General features: G+C 68.4%; 21 protein-coding genes and 2 tRNA genes. 12 read left to right on the top strand and 11 right to left on the bottom strand.

Annotated features, from left to right (window positions below; genetic code table 11):
- Positions 1–25: 25 nt before the first annotated feature.
- Genes AB0269_RS05415 through AB0269_RS05405 form a run of 3 tightly spaced genes read right to left on the bottom strand, consistent with a single transcriptional unit; the run spans position 26 to position 2492 of the window.
- Positions 26–1723 carry a long-chain-fatty-acid--CoA ligase gene (locus tag AB0269_RS05415; protein WP_366210213.1) on the bottom strand — a complete coding sequence of 566 codons (1698 nt, stop codon included), beginning with the start codon at positions 1721–1723 and terminating at the stop codon, positions 26–28.
- Between the two features lie 21 nt (positions 1724–1744).
- Positions 1745–2089 carry a metalloregulator ArsR/SmtB family transcription factor gene (locus tag AB0269_RS05410; RefSeq protein WP_366210212.1) on the bottom strand — a complete coding sequence of 115 codons (345 nt, stop codon included), beginning with the start codon at positions 2087–2089 and terminating at the stop codon, positions 1745–1747.
- The gene (locus AB0269_RS05405; RefSeq protein ID WP_366210211.1) at positions 2067–2492 is read right to left on the bottom strand and encodes an SRPBCC domain-containing protein; all 426 of its coding nucleotides are present in this window, start codon (positions 2490–2492) and stop codon (positions 2067–2069) included. Before AB0269_RS05405 ends, AB0269_RS05410 begins: the two co-directional genes overlap by 23 nt.
- Before the next feature lie 115 nt (positions 2493–2607).
- Here AB0269_RS05405 and gatC point away from each other — a divergent pair, with 115 nt between their 5' ends.
- From gatC to AB0269_RS05375, 6 genes are all read left to right on the top strand, one after another.
- Positions 2608–2907, top strand: a complete 300-nt coding sequence (gene gatC, locus AB0269_RS05400; RefSeq protein ID WP_366210210.1) for an Asp-tRNA(Asn)/Glu-tRNA(Gln) amidotransferase subunit GatC — start codon at positions 2608–2610, stop codon at positions 2905–2907.
- Positions 2904–4421 (top strand): Asp-tRNA(Asn)/Glu-tRNA(Gln) amidotransferase subunit GatA, encoded by a 1518-nt coding sequence (gene gatA / locus AB0269_RS05395; protein WP_366210209.1) that lies wholly within the window; start codon positions 2904–2906, stop codon positions 4419–4421. Before gatC ends, gatA begins: the two co-directional genes overlap by 4 nt.
- A complete protein-coding gene (gene gatB / locus AB0269_RS05390) occupies positions 4421–5959 on the top strand; it encodes an Asp-tRNA(Asn)/Glu-tRNA(Gln) amidotransferase subunit GatB (protein WP_366210208.1) in 1539 nt (512 codons plus the stop codon). Before gatA ends, gatB begins: the two co-directional genes overlap by 1 nt.
- 162 nt (positions 5960–6121) lie before the next feature.
- Positions 6122–7378, top strand: a complete 1257-nt coding sequence (gene dinB, locus AB0269_RS05385; protein ID WP_366210207.1) for a DNA polymerase IV — start codon at positions 6122–6124, stop codon at positions 7376–7378.
- Between the two features lie 38 nt (positions 7379–7416).
- A complete protein-coding gene (locus AB0269_RS05380) occupies positions 7417–7737 on the top strand; it encodes a hypothetical protein (RefSeq protein ID WP_175988726.1) in 321 nt (106 codons plus the stop codon).
- Positions 7721–8302: a hypothetical protein gene (locus tag AB0269_RS05375; protein ID WP_366210206.1), complete on the top strand. Its 582-nt coding sequence runs from the start codon at positions 7721–7723 to the stop codon at positions 8300–8302. Before AB0269_RS05380 ends, AB0269_RS05375 begins: the two co-directional genes overlap by 17 nt.
- A gap of 6 nt (positions 8303–8308) precedes the next feature.
- Here the strand turns inward: AB0269_RS05375 and AB0269_RS05370 are convergent, their stop codons facing one another.
- The 6 genes from AB0269_RS05370 to orn all read right to left on the bottom strand — a co-directional run bounded on the left by AB0269_RS05370 (position 8309) and on the right by orn (position 10941).
- Positions 8309–8812, bottom strand: coding sequence for a DUF2017 family protein (locus tag AB0269_RS05370; protein WP_366210205.1), 504 nt, complete (start codon positions 8810–8812; stop codon positions 8309–8311).
- Positions 8809–9105, bottom strand: a complete 297-nt coding sequence (gene clpS, locus AB0269_RS05365) for an ATP-dependent Clp protease adapter ClpS (protein WP_366210204.1) — start codon at positions 9103–9105, stop codon at positions 8809–8811. The genes AB0269_RS05370 and clpS overlap by 4 nt, the downstream gene beginning before the upstream one ends.
- Positions 9102–9449, bottom strand: coding sequence for a metallopeptidase family protein (locus AB0269_RS05360; protein ID WP_366210203.1), 348 nt, complete (start codon positions 9447–9449; stop codon positions 9102–9104). Before AB0269_RS05360 ends, clpS begins: the two co-directional genes overlap by 4 nt.
- 27 nt (positions 9450–9476) lie before the next feature.
- Complete coding sequence (locus AB0269_RS05355) at positions 9477–10103, bottom strand: LysE family transporter (protein WP_366210202.1); 627 nt, start codon at positions 10101–10103, stop codon at positions 9477–9479.
- A gap of 103 nt (positions 10104–10206) precedes the next feature.
- Positions 10207–10279: transfer RNA gene (locus AB0269_RS05350), tRNA-His, on the bottom strand.
- 35 nt (positions 10280–10314) lie between these two features.
- Positions 10315–10941, bottom strand: coding sequence for an oligoribonuclease (gene orn, locus AB0269_RS05345; RefSeq protein ID WP_366210201.1), 627 nt, complete (start codon positions 10939–10941; stop codon positions 10315–10317).
- 53 nt (positions 10942–10994) lie between these two features.
- On the opposite strand from orn, the gene AB0269_RS05340 reads away from it, so the two are divergent.
- Positions 10995–11066 (top strand) — tRNA-Arg (locus tag AB0269_RS05340).
- A gap of 2 nt (positions 11067–11068) precedes the next feature.
- On the opposite strand, the gene AB0269_RS05335 is transcribed toward AB0269_RS05340, so the two are convergent.
- The gene (locus AB0269_RS05335; protein ID WP_366210200.1) at positions 11069–11338 is read right to left on the bottom strand and encodes a hypothetical protein; all 270 of its coding nucleotides are present in this window, start codon (positions 11336–11338) and stop codon (positions 11069–11071) included.
- Between the two features lie 190 nt (positions 11339–11528).
- On the opposite strand from AB0269_RS05335, the gene AB0269_RS05330 reads away from it, so the two are divergent.
- From AB0269_RS05330 to AB0269_RS05315, 4 genes are all read left to right on the top strand, one after another.
- The gene (locus tag AB0269_RS05330) at positions 11529–12020 is read left to right on the top strand and encodes a single-stranded DNA-binding protein (RefSeq protein ID WP_366210199.1); all 492 of its coding nucleotides are present in this window, start codon (positions 11529–11531) and stop codon (positions 12018–12020) included.
- Positions 12021–12082: 62 nt separating this feature from the next.
- The gene (locus AB0269_RS05325) at positions 12083–12592 is read left to right on the top strand and encodes a hypothetical protein (RefSeq protein WP_366210198.1); all 510 of its coding nucleotides are present in this window, start codon (positions 12083–12085) and stop codon (positions 12590–12592) included.
- A gap of 58 nt (positions 12593–12650) precedes the next feature.
- Positions 12651–14330 (top strand): energy-dependent translational throttle protein EttA, encoded by a 1680-nt coding sequence (ettA, locus tag AB0269_RS05320; RefSeq protein WP_366210197.1) that lies wholly within the window; start codon positions 12651–12653, stop codon positions 14328–14330.
- The gene (locus tag AB0269_RS05315; protein WP_366210196.1) at positions 14323–14823 is read left to right on the top strand and encodes a thioesterase family protein; all 501 of its coding nucleotides are present in this window, start codon (positions 14323–14325) and stop codon (positions 14821–14823) included. The genes ettA and AB0269_RS05315 overlap by 8 nt, the downstream gene beginning before the upstream one ends.
- Before the next feature lie 9 nt (positions 14824–14832).
- Here AB0269_RS05315 and AB0269_RS05310 read toward each other — a convergent pair whose 3' ends face one another.
- Positions 14833–15720 (bottom strand): acyl-CoA thioesterase II, encoded by an 888-nt coding sequence (locus AB0269_RS05310; protein ID WP_366210195.1) that lies wholly within the window; start codon positions 15718–15720, stop codon positions 14833–14835.
- A gap of 65 nt (positions 15721–15785) precedes the next feature.
- On the opposite strand from AB0269_RS05310, the gene AB0269_RS05305 reads away from it, so the two are divergent.
- A complete protein-coding gene (locus AB0269_RS05305) occupies positions 15786–16469 on the top strand; it encodes a hypothetical protein (protein WP_366210194.1) in 684 nt (227 codons plus the stop codon).
- Positions 16470–16471: the final 2 nt, after the last annotated feature.

The following is a 16471-nucleotide window of genomic DNA, read 5'->3' as shown; positions in this document are numbered from 1 at the left end:
CCGCGCTTGTCTGGGAGAACGCGCGTCAACTGCCGGTGAGGGCTGTGATCTTCTCCTTGACCTGGCGGCGCAGCACCTTGCCGATGAGCGACTTGGGCAGCTCGTCGACGACGAAGATGCGCCGCGGGACCTTGTACGGGGTGAGGATGCCCCGGGCGAAGGTGCGGATGGCGTCCTCGTCGAGCTCTGCGCCGGCATCCAGCACGACGGCGGCGACGACCTCTTCACCCGAGTGGCCGCTGGGCAGGCCCACGACGGCGACGTCTTCGATGGACGGATGCTGACGCAGCACGTTCTCGACCTCGGTGGGCGAGACGTTGAAGCCGCCGGTGATGATGAGCTCCTTGATCCGGTCGACGATCCGCACGAAGCCGGCGTCATCGATCGTCACGATGTCGCCCGTGCGGTACCAGCCGTCGACGAACGCCTCTTCCGTCGCCTCGGGCTTGCCGTAGTACCCGGAGAACACCTGCGGCCCGCGGACGACGAGCTCGCCGGGGGTGCCGGGCTCGACATCCTTCGTCGGCTCGTCCGGGTCGACGACCCGGCATTCCGTTCCGGGGAGCGGCAGCCCGACGGTTCCGGCGACGCGGTTCTCGGCCACGGGATTCGCCATGAGCACGGGGGAGCACTCGCTGAGCCCGTAGCCCTCGACGAGGAACCCGCCGCTGGCCTCTTCGAACGGAACGACCAGCTCATGCGGCAACGCCATGGCGCCCGAGATCGCGACCTCGGTCCCCGCCAAGGAGATGCCCTTCGCGGTGGCCGCAGCCAGCAGACGCTCGGCGATCGGGGGCACGAGGGGCAGGAACGTCGGCGGATGCTTCTTCACGACGTCGAGGACGAGATCCGGATCGAACTTGGGGAAGAGCACGAGCCGCGCACCCATCGACATCGCGAACGTCAGACAGAGCGTGAGCCCGTAGGCGTGGAACATCGGCAGCACGGCGTACACCACGCAGCCGTTGCCGCGGGTGATCGAGGGGACCCACGACTGGGCCTGGGCCGCATTGGCGAGCAGGTTCCGATGCGTGAGCGCGGCGCCCTTGGGCGTGCCCGTCGTGCCGGACGTGTACTGGATGATCGCGAGGTCGTCGGTGGCCGGACGCGGGTGCGATGCCGGCAGCGGCTCGGAGCGCACGATCTGCTCCCAGGAGATCGCCCCGCGGACCTTCTCGGTGAGCGCTTCACGCGACTCGCGGGCCTTCGCGATCGGCAGCTTCAGGGCGAGACGGGTGAGCGTCGGCATGGCCGTGGTCACATCGACGGAGATGAGCGAGGTCACCGCAAGATCCTGAGGGAAGTCCTGCACGGTCTTCACGACCTTGCTCCACACGATGGCGTGCTTGGCGCCGTGGTCTTCGAACTGCTTGCGCAGCTCGCGCGCCGTGTACAGCGGATTGTGCTCGACGACGACCGCGCCCAGACGCAGCACGGCGTAGAAGGCGACGATGTGCTGCGGGCAGTTGGGAAGCACGATGGCGACGGGATCGCCGGCGCGCACGCCGAGAGCGTGGAGGCCGGATGCCGCACGGCCGATAGCCTCCTGCATCTGCGCGTACGAGGTCGTCCGTCCGAAGAACTCCAGCGCCGGGGCATCCGGGTAGTCCCGCGCAGAGGCCGCCACGATGTCGATGAGCGAGCCGCTGACGGGGGACAGGTCTTCGGGAACACCGTCCGCATAGCTGGCGATCCAGGGACGCGGAGGCACGTACGTCGTCATGGTCTCAGCCTATTCCCGACGTCAGGTGCTCGTGTCCTCGGCGAGGGACTGCAGCAGCGCCAGAGGGCGATCCCACAGGTTCTCGTACCGTCGCATCCACGGCTGCAGAGCGCGTGCCAGGCCCTCGCCGTCGAGTCGGTAGATGCGCCGCCGGCCCTCGCGCTCCGCGACGACCAGATGCGCTGCACGCAGCACCATCAGATGCTTGGAGATACCCGATTCGACGAGCGCGGGAAAGTGCGCGGCCAGTTCTCCCACCGACAGCCGATCATGCTCCGCGATGAGGTCCAGGATCCGGCGTCGCGTCGGGTCCGCGAGCGCGCGGAACGCGTCATCGGTCGCGTCAGGCGGCGGATTCGACGACATCGGCCAGGGCGGGAAGGATGCGATGGGCGTCGGCGCCGCGCTCGTATGCAGCCTCTGTCTGCTGCCAGCGGTCGGTGCCGATGCCCGCGAAACCGTCGTGCACCAGCTCTACCCGGCATCCGGTGGAGATGGCCTGGAGGGACACGACGAGTCGCGCGGGGTGGACCCAGCCCGCATCCTGCTCGAACCACGACAGGATCAGGCGCCCTTCCGGGACGATCTCCAGCACGGTGCCGGTGATGCCGGTGCCGTCGGCGCCCGTGGCGCGGTACGCACCGCCGGGTCGCAGATCGATCTCGAGATCGGGGAGCATCCACCGTCGGAGTCCCTCCTGATCGGCCAGATGGCGCCACACCTGGCTGGGGCGTGCGGCGATGTCGAGCGAGCGGGCGATGTTGGGCATGATGACTCCTCTGTCGTTGTGCTCCATTGCCCATACCTTACTGTTTAGTCAGATGACGCGCAAGCGATCCGCATCCCGATCCGGGTGCGGGCGCGGGTGGAACTAGACTTGGGGAGTGTCTGAAATCACCCCTGATCTCGTGCGCCATCTCGGCGTGCTCGCGCGCATCCAGCTGAACGACGACGAGGTGACGCGGCTCACGGGCCAGCTCGACGCCATCGTCGACAACATCGCCAAGGTCTCGCAGGTCGCGACGCCCGACGTGGTGGCCACGAGCCATCCGATTCCGCTGGCGAACGTGTTCCGACCCGACGAGGTCGGCGACACGCTCACCCACGAACAGGTGCTGCAGAACGCGCCGGATGCCTCCGACGGCCGCTTCCGCGTGACCGCGATCCTCGGGGAGGAGCAGTGAGCGACATCATCCGCATGACCGCAGCCGAGCTCGCCGACAAGCTGACCGCGGGCGGGGTCTCCAGTCGCGAGGCCACGCAGGCCCACCTCGACCGCATCGCCGCCGTCGACGGCGACGTCCACGCCTTCCTGCACGTCAACGACGGTGCTCTCGCCGCCGCGGACGCGATCGACACGGCCCGCGCGGCGGGAGAGCAGCTGCACCCGCTCGCAGGCGTCCCGCTCGCGATCAAGGACGTGCTGGTCACGACCGATCAGCCCACCACGAGCGGCTCGAAGATCCTCGAGGGCTACATGTCGCCCTACGACGCCACGGTCGTCGCCCGCTCCCGCGCCGCCGGACTCGTGCCGCTCGGCAAGACGAACATGGACGAGTTCGCGATGGGCTCGTCCACCGAGCACTCCGCCTACGGCCCCACGCGCAACCCCTGGGACCTCGACCGGATCCCCGGCGGATCCGGCGGCGGATCGGCGGCAGCGGTCGCCGCGTTCGAAGCACCCCTCGCGCTCGGTTCTGACACCGGCGGGTCGATCCGGCAGCCGGCGCACGTCACAGGGACCGTGGGTGTCAAGCCGACGTACGGCGGCGTCAGCCGGTACGGCGCGATCGCGCTGGCCTCGAGCCTGGACCAGGTCGGCCCCGTCACGCGCACGGTGCTCGACTCGGGTCTCCTGCACGACGTCATCGCCGGGCACGATCCGCACGATTCGACCTCTCTCACCGACGCCTGGCCGTCGTTCGCGGATGCTGCCCGCGAGGGCGCGCGCGGAGACGTGCTGACGGGTCTGAGAGTCGGCGTCATCAAGGAGCTCCCGGACTCCGGATTCCAGTCCGGCGTCGCGGCATCCTTCCGTGCCTCGCTCGACCTGCTCGAGAAGCACGGCGCCGAGATCGTCGAGATCTCCACACCGCACTTCGAATACGGTGTCGCCGCGTACTACCTGATCCTCCCGGCCGAGGCATCCAGCAACCTGGCGAAGTTCGACTCCGTGCGCTTCGGCCTCCGCGTCACGCCGGAAGGCAATGCGACCGTCGAGGACGTCATGTCCGCGACGCGCGACGCCGGGTTCGGCGACGAGGTCAAGCGCCGCATCATCCTCGGCACATACGCGCTGTCGGCCGGGTACTACGACGCGTACTACGGCAGTGCGCAGAAGGTCCGCACGCTCATCCAGCAGGACTTCGACCGCGCGTTCGAGCAGGTCGACGTCATCGCGACGCCGTCGGCTCCGACCACGGCGTTCAAGATCGGCGAGCGGATCGACGACCCGCTGCAGATGTATCTGAACGACGTCACGACGATCCCGGCGAACCTCGCGGGCGTCCCCGGCATCTCGATCCCTTCGGGCCTCGCCGATGATGACGGTCTGCCCGTCGGCATCCAGTTCCTCGCGCCCGCACGCGAAGACGCGCGGCTGTACCGGGTCGGCGCCGCGCTCGAAACACTGCTCGTCGACTCGTGGGGAGCGCCGCTGCTCACCCGAGCCCCGGAGCTCGCAGGAGGGAACCGCTGATGGCCGCGGCAAAGCTGATGGATTTCGACAAGGCGCTCGAGCTGTTCGAGCCGGTGCTCGGGTTCGAGGTTCACGTCGAGCTGAACACCGAGACCAAGATGTTCTCGGCCGCACCCAACCCGGCCAACGAGAAGTATCACGCCGCAGACCCGAACACGCTCATCGCGCCGGTCGACCTCGGACTCCCCGGGGCGATGCCGGTCGTGAACGAGACGGCGATCCGGTCGTCGATCAGCCTCGGCCTCGCGCTGAACTGCTCGATCGCCGAGTCCAGCCGCTTCGCGCGTAAGAACTACTTCTATCCGGACCTCGGCAAGAACTACCAGATCTCGCAGTACGACGAGCCGATCGCGTACGAGGGCTCCGTCGAGGTCGAGCTCGAGGACGGCACGCTCGTGACCGTTCCGATCGAACGCGCGCACATGGAGGAGGATGCGGGCAAGCTCACCCACATGGGCGGCGCCACCGGCCGCATCCAGGGAGCGGAGTACTCTCTCGTCGACTACAACCGCGCCGGCGTGCCGCTCGTCGAGATCGTGACGAAGACGATCTTCGGCGCCGATCACCGTGCGCCGGAGGTCGCCAAGGCCTACGTGTCGACGATCCGCGACATCGTCCGGAGTCTCGGGATCTCCGAGGCGCGCCTGGAGCGCGGCAACCTGCGCTGCGATGCGAACGTGTCGCTGCGGCCGCGTACGGCCCCGGGCGAGGAGCCGGCACCGCTCGGCACCCGCACCGAGACGAAGAACGTCAACTCCATGCGGTCGGTCGAGCGCGCAGTCCGCTACGAGATCCAGCGCCAGGCGCAGATCCTCGCCGATGGCGGTTCGATCACGCAGGAGACCCGTCACTGGCACGAGGACACCGGCACGACCTCGCCCGGTCGCCCGAAGTCGGATGCCGACGACTACCGCTACTTCCCGGAGCCGGATCTGCTCCCAGTGCAGCCGGCCGCCTCGCTCGTCGAGGAGCTGCGCGCGGCACTGCCCGAGCAGCCGGTGGCGCGTCGTCGGCGTCTGAAGGCCGAGTGGGGATTCACCGACCTCGAATACCAGGACGTGCGCAACAGCGATCTGGTCGACGTCGTCGAGGCGACGATCGCCGCGGGTTCGACGCCTGCCGCGGCCCGCAAGTGGTGGACGGGCGAGATCACCCGTCTGGCGAACGCGCAGGAGAAGGATGCCGCGACACTGGTCACCCCTGAGAACGTCGCCGCCTTGCAGAAGCTCGTGGACGAGGGAACCCTGACGGACAAGCTCGCACGCCAGGTCCTCGAGGGCGTCATCGCCGGCGAGGGAACGCCGCAGGAGGTCGTGGATGCCCGCGGGCTCGCTGTCGTCTCGGATGACGGGGCCCTCATCGCCGCTATCGACGAGGCGCTGGCCGCTCAGCCCGACATCATGGCCAAGATCAAGGACGGCAAGGTGCAGGCCGCAGGTGCCATCATCGGCGCCGTGATGAAGGCCATGAAGGGGCAGGCGGATGCCGCGCGCGTTCGCGAGCTCGTTCTGGCCCGCGCAGCGGAGCCAGAAGCCTAGGCGAAGTCTCGAGCGCGCCGCGCAGGAGCGTCGCCTCGTGCCCCGACACTTTGGGGGCCACCGGCACGAATGTCGGACCGATTCACGCGATCGGTCCGACATTCGTCGCTTCGGCCCCCGGACTGTCGCGCGGATGTCGGTGGCCTCGGCGAGAATGGACCCATGGGGCGCGGTGACGGACGTGGCCGCATCGTCTCACCCGACGGTGCGGACGACAGCGGCACGCGCATCCTGCACGTCGACATGGACGCCTTCTACGCGGCCGTCGAGGTGCTCGATGACCCGTCGCTGCGCGGACTGCCGCTGATCATCGGGGCGCCGGACGGCCGCTCGGTCGTCTCGAGCGCTTCGTACGAGGCTCGTCGCTACGGTGTGCGCGCAGCGATGCCGGTCGGCCAGGCCATGCGTCTGTGTCCGACGGCGAAGATCGTGATGCCGCACTTCGAGCGCTACCAGGCCGTCTCGAAGCAGGTGATGGCGGTGTTCGAGTCGATCACACCGCTCGTGGAACCGCTGTCCGTCGACGAGGCGTTCCTCGATGTCCAGGGGGTGCGCCGGCTGTGGGGGAGCCCAGGACGGATCGCGCGCATGGTGCGCGAGCGCGTGCACGCCGAGGTCGGGATCACGTGCAGCGTCGGCGTCGCCGCGACCAAGCACGTCGCGAAGATGGCCTCGACGCTCTCCAAGCCCGATGGCCTGCTGATCGTTGCAGCGGCCGATACGCTCGACTTCCTCGCGCCGCGCTCGGTCCGTGCGATGTGGGGCGTGGGTCCGAAGGCATCCGAGGCGCTGGAGGCACGCGGCATCCGCACGATCGGTGACATCAGGAACTCGCCGCAGGACATGCTCGACCGTGCCGTCGGACCTGCCCTGGGCGCGCGCATAGCGCAGCTCGCGCGCGGCATGGATGCGCGCGAGGTCGAGACGGAGCGGGTGGAGAAGAGCGTCGGTCATGAGGAGACCTTCGACGTCGACATCACCGACCGCGAGTTCCTCCGTGCCGAGCTCCTGCGACTCGCCGATCGGGTGGCGGTGCGGCTGCGCCGAGCCGAATGGGAGTGCGGCACGGTCGCCATCAAGGTGCGCTTCGACGACTTCACCACTCTCAGCCGGTCGCAGACCCTCGCGGAGCCGACCTCCGTCGGGCAGCGCATCGGCGAGGCCGCGCAGAGCCTCTACGAGTCGATCGACCGGCGCGATCCGATCCGCCTGATCGGGGTGCGCGCCGAGAAGCTGCGGCCGGCGGGCAGCGCCGCTTTCGCCCTGTGGGACGACGACGAGCACTGGCGCAAGGTCGAGGGAGCGCTGGATGACGCGCGGGCCCGGTTCGGCAACGCCACGATCACCCGCGCCCGGCACATCGGCCGCGGCGACGGGCGGGGCGCCGCGCGGCATCCCAAGGATCACGGGGTCGATTGAACTCCCCGGTGCGGCGTTTCGCCCTGTACCGTGGAGTCATGCCGAACATCGCACTGGACCTCGGAAAGCAGATCTCCGCCTTCGGCGTGAAGGCCGCCTACGGCGAGCCGCAGGACGTCGACGGCGTGAGCATCACCCCTGTCGCCCTCACCTGGGCCGGGTTCGGCGGCGGCGCCGACCAGGACCAGAACGGCGGCGGAGGAGGCGGCGGCGTCTCCATTCCTCTCGGCGTATACGTCCGTCGCGAAGAAGGGTTGCGATTCGAGCCGAACATCGTCGCGCTGCTCGCTGTCGGCATTCCGTTCGTCTGGGTCGCCGGGCGGGCTCTCTCGCGCGTGATCCGTGCCCTCAAGAAGTAACGACCCCGTCGAACAGGCGCTCCGCCGCGGCGCCGCAGAGGTCATCGAAGCCGTCGTCGCCGTTGCGGCATCCAATCCGGTCGTGCTGATCGACGGACGAGCGGGGGCGGGGAAGACGACCCTGTCGCGCATGGTCGCCGCGAACTGGCCTGTCGCCGGGCGGCCTCAGCTGATCGCCCTGGACTCGCTGTACCCGGGCTGGGACGGTCTCGACGCGGGTGCCGAGCGTGCGCTGCACGACATCCTGCGCCCGCACGCACGCGGTCTGCTGAGCACGTGGCGGCGCTGGGACTGGGAGGACGAGGTGGAGGCGGAGGCCTACGCCGTCACGCCCGCGCTCGGGGTGATCCTCGAGGGCTGCGGAGCTCTCAATGCGGCATCCGCCCGCGTGGCGGATGTGCGGGTGTGGGTCGAGTCGCCGACGCCGTCGCGCAAGCGCCGCGCGCTGGACCGCGACGGCGACGGATTCCGCCCGCATTGGGACCGCTGGGCGGCCCAAGAGGAGCGTCATCTGCAGCGTGATGATCCGCGCGCGCTTGCGACGCTCACCGTCGCCATCCCGTAAGGCGATTCAGCCCAGGTCGCGGGCATCGTCCAGTCCGTCGGCGATCGCGATCAGGCCGTCGAGGCGGTACGCGAGCCAGTCGTAGACGCCGAACCGCGGATCATCGAGGTCGTGCTCGTCGTCGGTCGTGATGCCGAGGCGGCCGGCGATGACCAGGCGCAGCGCGGTGATCGTGCGCAGCCAGGAATCGATGTCGACGACGCGGATCGCGACATCGACGTGTTCACGCTCGTCGTCGGGGTCGTCGTCGCCGTCGATGAACGGTGAGAGCGCTCCTCGAACGGTCGCGGCGTCGGCGGTGCGGCGGTCGAGCAGGTCGTCGCGGGTCGCTGCGGCGAACTCCTCGGCGGCGTCGGGATCGTCGGGATACGGTGCCGGGACGAGCCGGTCGACGGCGGGATCGGGATGCTCGTCAGCCGCGGCGATCACCGCGGTGAGCTGGTCGATGAGAGCGGCGAGATGCTGAACCTCGATCGGCGCGAGGCGGAACGAGATCGTGCGTGCGGTCACTGCGGTGCCTTCCGCACGGTCGCCCACAGGCCGTAGTCGTGCATGGCCTGCGCATGCACCTCCATGGTCTCCCTCGCTCCGGTGGCGACGATCGCGTGTCCATCGTGGTGCACAGCGAGCATGAGTGTCGTCGCGTGCTCCGCCGTGTAGCCGAAGTAGGTGCGGAACACCCGCACGACGTAGCTCATGAGGTTCACGGGATCGTTCCAGACGACGACCTGCCACGGCTCGAGGGGCGCGGCCTGAAGGTCGAGCGTCTCGTCGAGATCGGGGAGTGCGACCGGGGTGCTCATGCCCACCCCAGTTCGTGCAACTGGTCGTCGTCGATGCCGAAGAAGTGCGCGATCTCATGCACGAGCGTGGTGTGCACCTCGTCGCGGAGATCCTCCTCGCTCTCGGCCTGTGCAAGGTGCGGCTCGCGATAGACGATGATGCGGTCGGGCAGTTCGCCCATGCCGTAGTGGCCGCGCTCGGTGAGGGCGAGCCCGTCGTACAAGCCCAGCAGGTCGAGACTGCCGTCCTCGGGCCGGTCCTCGACGACGAAGACGACGTTGTCGAGGTCCTGGACCATCTCTTCCGGCAGCAGGTCGAGCTCGTCGACGACGAGCTTCTCGAAGGTCGCGGCATCCATCTCCATCGCGTCCAGCCTACGGCCCGTGACGGGTCAGTGGACGAACAGGAGGAGCGCAGCCACGAACAGGAACAGCGCCCCGAAGACGATGTTCAGGGTGCGCACTCCGCGCCGGGTCCGGGTCAGCGCGCGGAACGGTCTGGCAGCGGTCGCGAAGAACCCCCACATGACGATCACGTCGACGACGATGACGGTGCCGATGAGGATCAGATACTGCGGGAGCGCGGGCTGGTCGAGACGGATGAACTGCGGGACGAACGCCAGGAAGAAGACGATCGCCTTGGGGTTGAGCACGTTGACCCAGAAGCCGCGGCGGATCATCGCGAACCGGCCTTCGCGGGGCGGAGGAGTGCCGTCGGACGCGGCGGGCTCGGGCACGCGGGCGAGGATCATCCGGATGCCGAGGAATGCAAGATAGGCGGCACCGGCGTAGCGCACGATGTCGAACAGGATCGGGGAGCGGGAGACGAGCAGTCCGACGCCGGCGGCCACGATGATGATGTGCACGATGAGCGCGAGCTGCTGGCCGATCACGCCCCAGACGGATCGGCGCCACCCGTGCGCGAGCGCGTTCGACATCGTGTTGATGGCGCCGGCGCCGGGCGTGAAGCTGATCACGACGGATGCTGTGAGCAGGGAGAGCCAGACCGTCAGGGACACGGATCGGAACCTCGATCTCGGAAGTGGGGTGTCGCGCCTTCGGCGCTTCTACCCTCGCTCGCTCGGCACGCGGATGCGAGCATCCGCGGCCTCACTCGCTTCGGGTGGCTGACGGGGCTTGAACCCGCGACCCCCGCGACCACAACGCGGTGCTCTACCAACTGAGCTACAGCCACCATGTGTCCGTTGAGCGGACAACCCCTCAAGTGTATTACACGTCGGAGGCGAACGATGACACGGTGCGCTCTGCGATCGCCCGCGCCTCGTCGCTCGTGGGGCCGGGCTCGGGGACGAAGACGGCCTCACGGTAGTACTGCAGCTCGCGGATCGATTCGAGGATGTCGGCGAGCGCTCGGTGACCGCCGTCCTTGGCGGGAGCCTGGAAGAACACGCGCGGGTACCAGCGTCGCGAGAGCTCCTTGACGCTGGAGACGTCGACATTGCGGTAGTGCAGCCACTGGTCGATCTGCGGCATGTACTTGGCCAGGAACATCCGGTCGGTGCCGATCGTGTTGCCGGCCAGGGGAGCCTTGCGCTCGACCGGGACGAACCGCTTGATGTACTCGAGGGTCTGCTCTTCGGCATCAGCCAGAGACACGCCGTGCGGGATCTCGTCGATGAGCCCGGACGTCGTGTGCATGTCGGTGACGAACTCGCCCATGTTCGCCAGCGCGGCTTCGCTCGGCTTGATGACGACCTGGAACCCGGGGTCGAGGGGACGGAGCTCGAAATCGGTCACGACGACGGCGATCTCGACGAGTTCGTCGACCGAGAGATCGAGTCCCGTCATCTCGCAGTCGATCCAGACGAGGCGGTCGTTCTCGGACGCAGATACCATGCCCTCATTGTAGTGAGGGTGCCGACACCGGCTTTGGTACCGTAGGAAGGTACGCCTCCGTAGCTCAGAGGAAGAGCATCGGCTTTCTAATCCGTTGGTCGCAGGTTCGATTCCTGCCGGGGGCGCTTCACCCGTTGCGGAGGGCCTGTACAGCGTCGTCCGGACGCCAGAAGTCGCCGACGAGCCGGAACGCGCCGGTCGCGAGATGGAGGCGCTCGGCGCGGTAGTGCAGGCCCAGCGGATCGGCGACGATGCGCAGATGGCCGAGGATGCGGCCTGCGTCGTTCTGCACGCGCCACAGATGGTCGGCTGCGCGCACCAGATGTTCACGATCGGAGGCGAGTCGCGGCGCCGCATAGGGGATCTCGGGAACGGGGTGCTTCTGGGTGGTGATCATCATCTTCTCCCTTCGATTCGAACATATGACCGACCACGGACATTCGATCTGCGGGCATCACTCACCCGCCCTGCACCGATGGGGTAGGGACGCAACTTCTCCACTGGCAGCGGGATCGGGCGCAATGCAGGTCGGCGACCCGTAGCACTCTGAGGTGACCCGGGCTCACCCGGACCACGAAGGAGAAAAGATGAACGACACTGTGACGATCCATGGCCGCGTCGGCGGCGACCCCAACCGCGGAACGGCGGGCGGCGTGCCCGTCCTGAACTTCCGCGTCGCGAGCCCGCAGGGCTGGTACGACGCGAAGAACCAGACTTTCGTCGAGACCGGGACGAACTGGTACAACGTCTCGGCATTCCGGCGTCTCGCCGAGCACGCGAAGGTGTCGCTGCGCTCGGGCGATGCCGTGATCGTTACCGGGCGCCTCAAGCTGCGCGAGTGGGAGAGCGGAGGGAAGAAGGGGATGAGCGCCGACATCGAGGCGGACGCGATCGGACACGATCTGCGCTGGGGCACGGCTGCCTTCGCGAAGGCGCCGACGGCGAACGCCTCGAAGCCGACTCCGGCCCGCGCGGATGCTGCTGCCTCCGCACAGGACGAGGACGCCGGTCCGCTCGAAGACGACTTCATCGAGCCGACGTCCGAAGAGCGCGCCGAGGTGTGGAACGTCACAGTCTGAGCGCGCGCGGTGCAGGCGCGTGCGGTCAGCCCCGGTCGACGGGACGCGCATAGGATCGGAGCGTGACCCGTCGACCCGCCGTCCTCCGCGCGCGCATCGCCGTCGTCGCACTTCTCGCGGGAGGATCGTGGGGGTTCGCAGCGTGCACGCCCAGCGTCGCCCCCAGCCCGTCGCCGACCCGAACGGCGACGGAAGCCCCGGCGGCGACGGACGAGCCGGCGGCGACACCGGACACGCCCGTCCTGCACCCGGACGGCACGGCCGAGGAGAATCTGCCGTTGTTCGCAGAGGTCACGGCAGGCGTGTGGGCTCAGACCGGCAGCTCGTCCGGGCGCGCGTACATCGATGCTCTCGTCGACGCCGGTTTCGACAAGGCCGCGATGCAGGTCACCGAGGATCTCACGACCGTCGGCAACGCCGCCGAGAGCATCCAGTTCTCCGTCCGATGGGGTGACCGTCAGTGCCTGGTCGGGCAGGTCGGACCCTCCACGGGAGAACCGGTCACGATGGTCATGGATCAGCTCGCCGAAGGACGGTGCCTGGTGGGGCAGACCCGCCCGATCGACTGGTGACGCGGAGCCGGTAGGCTGGAGAGTCGATTCTCGACGCTGACAGAAGGAGCGGTTCTCGGTGGCTGAGTACATCTACTCGATGGTTCGTGCGCGCAAGGCGGTGGGCGAGAAGCTCATCCTCGATGACGTGACGATGTCGTTCCTCCCCGGGGCGAAGATCGGCATGGTCGGCCCGAACGGAGCCGGTAAGTCCACGATCCTTAAGATCATGGCGGGGCTCGACACTCCGTCCAACGGCGAGGCGAAGCTCACGCCCGGATTCAGCGTCGGCATCCTCATGCAGGAGCCGGAGCTCGACGAGACCAAGACCGTGCTCGAGAACGTGCAGGACGGCGTCGCGATCAAGGCGAAGCTCGACCGCTTCAACGAGATCTCGGCGCAGATGGCAGACCCCGACGCCGACTTCGACACGCTCCTGGCCGAGATGGGCGTGCTGCAGGAGGAGATCGACGCCGCGGACGGATGGGACCTCGACTCCCAGCTCGAGCAGGCCATGGACGCGCTGCGCACCCCGCCGGGGGATGCCGCGATTGCCCCGCTGTCCGGTGGTGAGAAGCGGCGAGTCGCCCTCGCCAAGCTGCTCCTGCAGAAGCCGGACCTGCTGCTGCTCGACGAGCCCACCAACCACCTCGATGCCGAGAGCGTGCTCTGGCTCGAGCAGCACCTGAAGTCGTACAAGGGCGCGGTCATCGCGATCACGCACGACAGGTACTTCCTCGACAACGTCGCCGAGTGGATCGCCGAGGTCGACCGCGGGCGCCTCATCGGATACGAGGGCAACTACTCGACCTACCTCGAGAAGAAGGCCGAGCGACTCGACATCCAGGGCAAGAAGGACGCCAAGCTCGCCAAGCGACTCAAGGACGAGCTCGACTGGGTGCGATCGAGCGCCAAGGGCCGCCAGACCAAGTCCAAGGCGCGCCTGGCCCGCTACGAGGAGATGGCTGCCGAGGCGGAGCGCACCAGGAAGCTCGACTTCGAGGAGATCCAGATTCCGGCGGGGCCCCGCCTGGGCAATGTCGTCATCGAGGCGAAGAACCTCAAGAAGGGCTTCGGCGACCGGGTTCTCATCGACGGCCTGAGCTTCAGCCTTCCGCCCAACGGCATCGTCGGCATCATCGGCGCCAACGGCGTCGGCAAGACCACGCTGTTCAAGACGATCGTGGGCCTGGAGCCTCTCGACGGCGGCGACCTGAAGATCGGCGAGACCGTCAAGATCAGCTACGTCGACCAGTCCCGCGCGAACATCGACCCGGAGAAGACGCTGTGGGAGGTCGTGTCCGACGGCCTCGACTTCATCACGGTGGGCAAGACCGAGATCCCCTCGCGCGCGTACGTGTCGAAGTTCGGATTCAAGGGGCCGGACCAGCAGAAGAAGGCGGGCGTGCTCTCCGGTGGTGAGCGCAACCGTCTCAACCTCGCCCTCACCCTGAAGGAGGGCGGTAACCTGCTGCTGCTCGACGAGCCGACCAACGACCTCGACGTCGAGACTCTGAGCTCGCTCGAGAACGCCCTGCTCGAGTTCCCCGGCTGCGCCGTCGTCATCACCCACGACCGGTGGTTCCTCGACCGCATCGCGACCCACATCCTCGCCTACGAGGGCACTGACGAGGATCCGGCGCAGTGGCACTGGTTCGAGGGTAACTTCGAGGCGTACGAGAAGAACAAGATCGAGCGCCTCGGACCGGACGCCGCGAACCCGCACCGCTCCACGCACCGCAAGCTGACCCGTGACTGAAGCCTCGACCGCAGGCGCCGGAAACCGCCTGCACATCCCCATCCACCTGCGATGGGGCGACCTGGACGCGTTCAACCACGTCAACAACACCTCGATGCTCAAACTCCTCGAGGAGGCGCGCGTGCGCGCGTTCTGGAAGGCGGGCCCGGGGGAGGAGGCTCCGGAGACGGCGGTCCTGGAATCCGGTATCGATCAGGGTGTGCTCACGCTGATCGCCCGTCAGGAGATCGAGTACTTCGCCCCGGTGCCCTACCAGCGGCACCCGCTCGAGGTGCAGATGTGGTTCGGCAAGCTCGGTGGCTCGAGCATCGAGGTCTGCTACGAGGTGTTCAACGACCCGTCGAACCCCGAACGCGTCCTCTACGCCCGATCGACGGCTGTCGTCGTCCTCGTGGACGCGCAGTCCGGCCGGCCCACGCGCCTGACGGACGAGATGCGCGAGGCGTGGGACCCCTACCTCGGCGAACCGATCGTCTACACCCACCGCCGATAGCGGCAGCGGTCAGCCGGCCTCCGGAACGCGGATCATGATCTCCTGCGTCACGCTGGCTGCGAGAACCCCGTCGCGGGAGTAGATGCGCCCTGTCGCCAGGCCCCGGCCGCCTCGTGCGTTCGGGGACTTCTGCACGAACAGCATCCAATCGTCCACGCGCACGGGGCGGTGCCACCACATCGCGTGGTCGAGGCTCGCGACCTTCAGGCCGGGCGTGGCCCATGCGATGCCGTGCGCGCGCAGGATCGACTCCTGGATCGTCATGTCGCTGAGATACGCGAGCGCGGCCCTGTGCAGCCGCTGATCATCGGGCATCGGGGCGCGCATCCGCATCCACACCGCCTGGTGTGCCGCGCGCTCCCCATCGGCGGTGAGATAGATCGGGGACTGCACGTGCCGCGTGTCGACCGGCCGTTCGGTGAGCATGCGCAGGGCCGTCGCTCCCGCTCCGCTCACGAGGTCCTCATCGGGGAGAAGGTCCTCAGGCTCCGGGATGCCGGTCGGCATCGGCGCCGCATGCTCGAGCCCCGGAGCCTCGTCCTGGAATGAGGCGATCATCGAGAAGATCGGCACGCCGTTCTGATAAGCCTGGGCGCGCCGCGTCGAGAAGGAGCGGCCGTCGTGGATGCGATCGACCGAGATCGTGACGCCCTGCGCCGAGTCACCGGGGCGCAGGAAGTAGCCGTGCATCGAATGGGCAGCGCGGTCGGGCGGCATCGTGCGCTCGGCGGCGAGGAGCGACTGCCCGAGTACCTGGCCGCCATAGATGCGACCGGTCGGCATGCTGTGCGAGCGGCCGGTGAAGATGTCCTCCGTGGTCCTGGCCCGACTCGCATCCAGATCCAGCACGTCGAGGAGTTGATCGACGGATGCCCGAGCCTGTGCCTCTGCGCTCATCGGCGCTCCTCCCCGCGACGTCCATCGCACCCTCCCAGTCTAGAGAACCCGGTAGTTTGGAACGTGTGCAGCCACGCCTCGTCCTCGCCGATTCCGGAACCGCGAGCGATGTGCTCACCTTCGTCGGGCGTGCAGCTCAGATCTCGGACGATGGTGTCCGTCTGCAGGCGCACGGCGGTGTTCTCGCGCTGACCGCTGCGGCGCTCGCGCCGCAGGGACTGTTCGACCAGACGCCCACGATCCTCGCGATGCGCATCGTGCATGCCGACCCCGAGCTCGAATGCGACATCGTCGTCGACGAGCTCACCCGTGACGACGACGAGCGGATGCTGCGTCTGCCTGAGACGGGGCGATCACCGGCCTGGGCCGGAGTCTCACCCCCGCGCGGCGGTTGGGAGCGCGCGGCAGCCGTCAGCGCCGCCACGGTGGCCGAGCGGGCGCAGTGGGGCATCTCCGCCGTCGCACGCGGCGCCACCCCCGGTTCCGGTGAAGAGGCCGTCCGCGCGCTGCGCGCGGCGATCTGGGGCGAGCCGGATGAGCACCTCGACGGACTGCCGCGCGGTGTCGCATTCGCAGCCCACGCCTTCGGATTCATCTCGGGGGAGGAGCAGGTGCCCGTGACGCGGTCCGGTCGGTGGACCCGGCTCGGATTCCGCCGCGGTCACGTCCTGGCACGCGGTCCCGTCGCCAGCGGTCTGACCGCTGTGCGGCCCACCGGCGCATCGACCGGCCCCGCGACCGGGCAGTAGGC

This window comes from Microbacterium sp. NPDC077644 (assembly GCF_040702785.1).
GTDB lineage: Bacteria > Actinomycetota > Actinomycetes > Actinomycetales > Microbacteriaceae > Microbacterium.
Note: the sequence above shows the minus strand (reverse complement) of the source record. Positions and strands in the feature narration are given on the sequence as shown.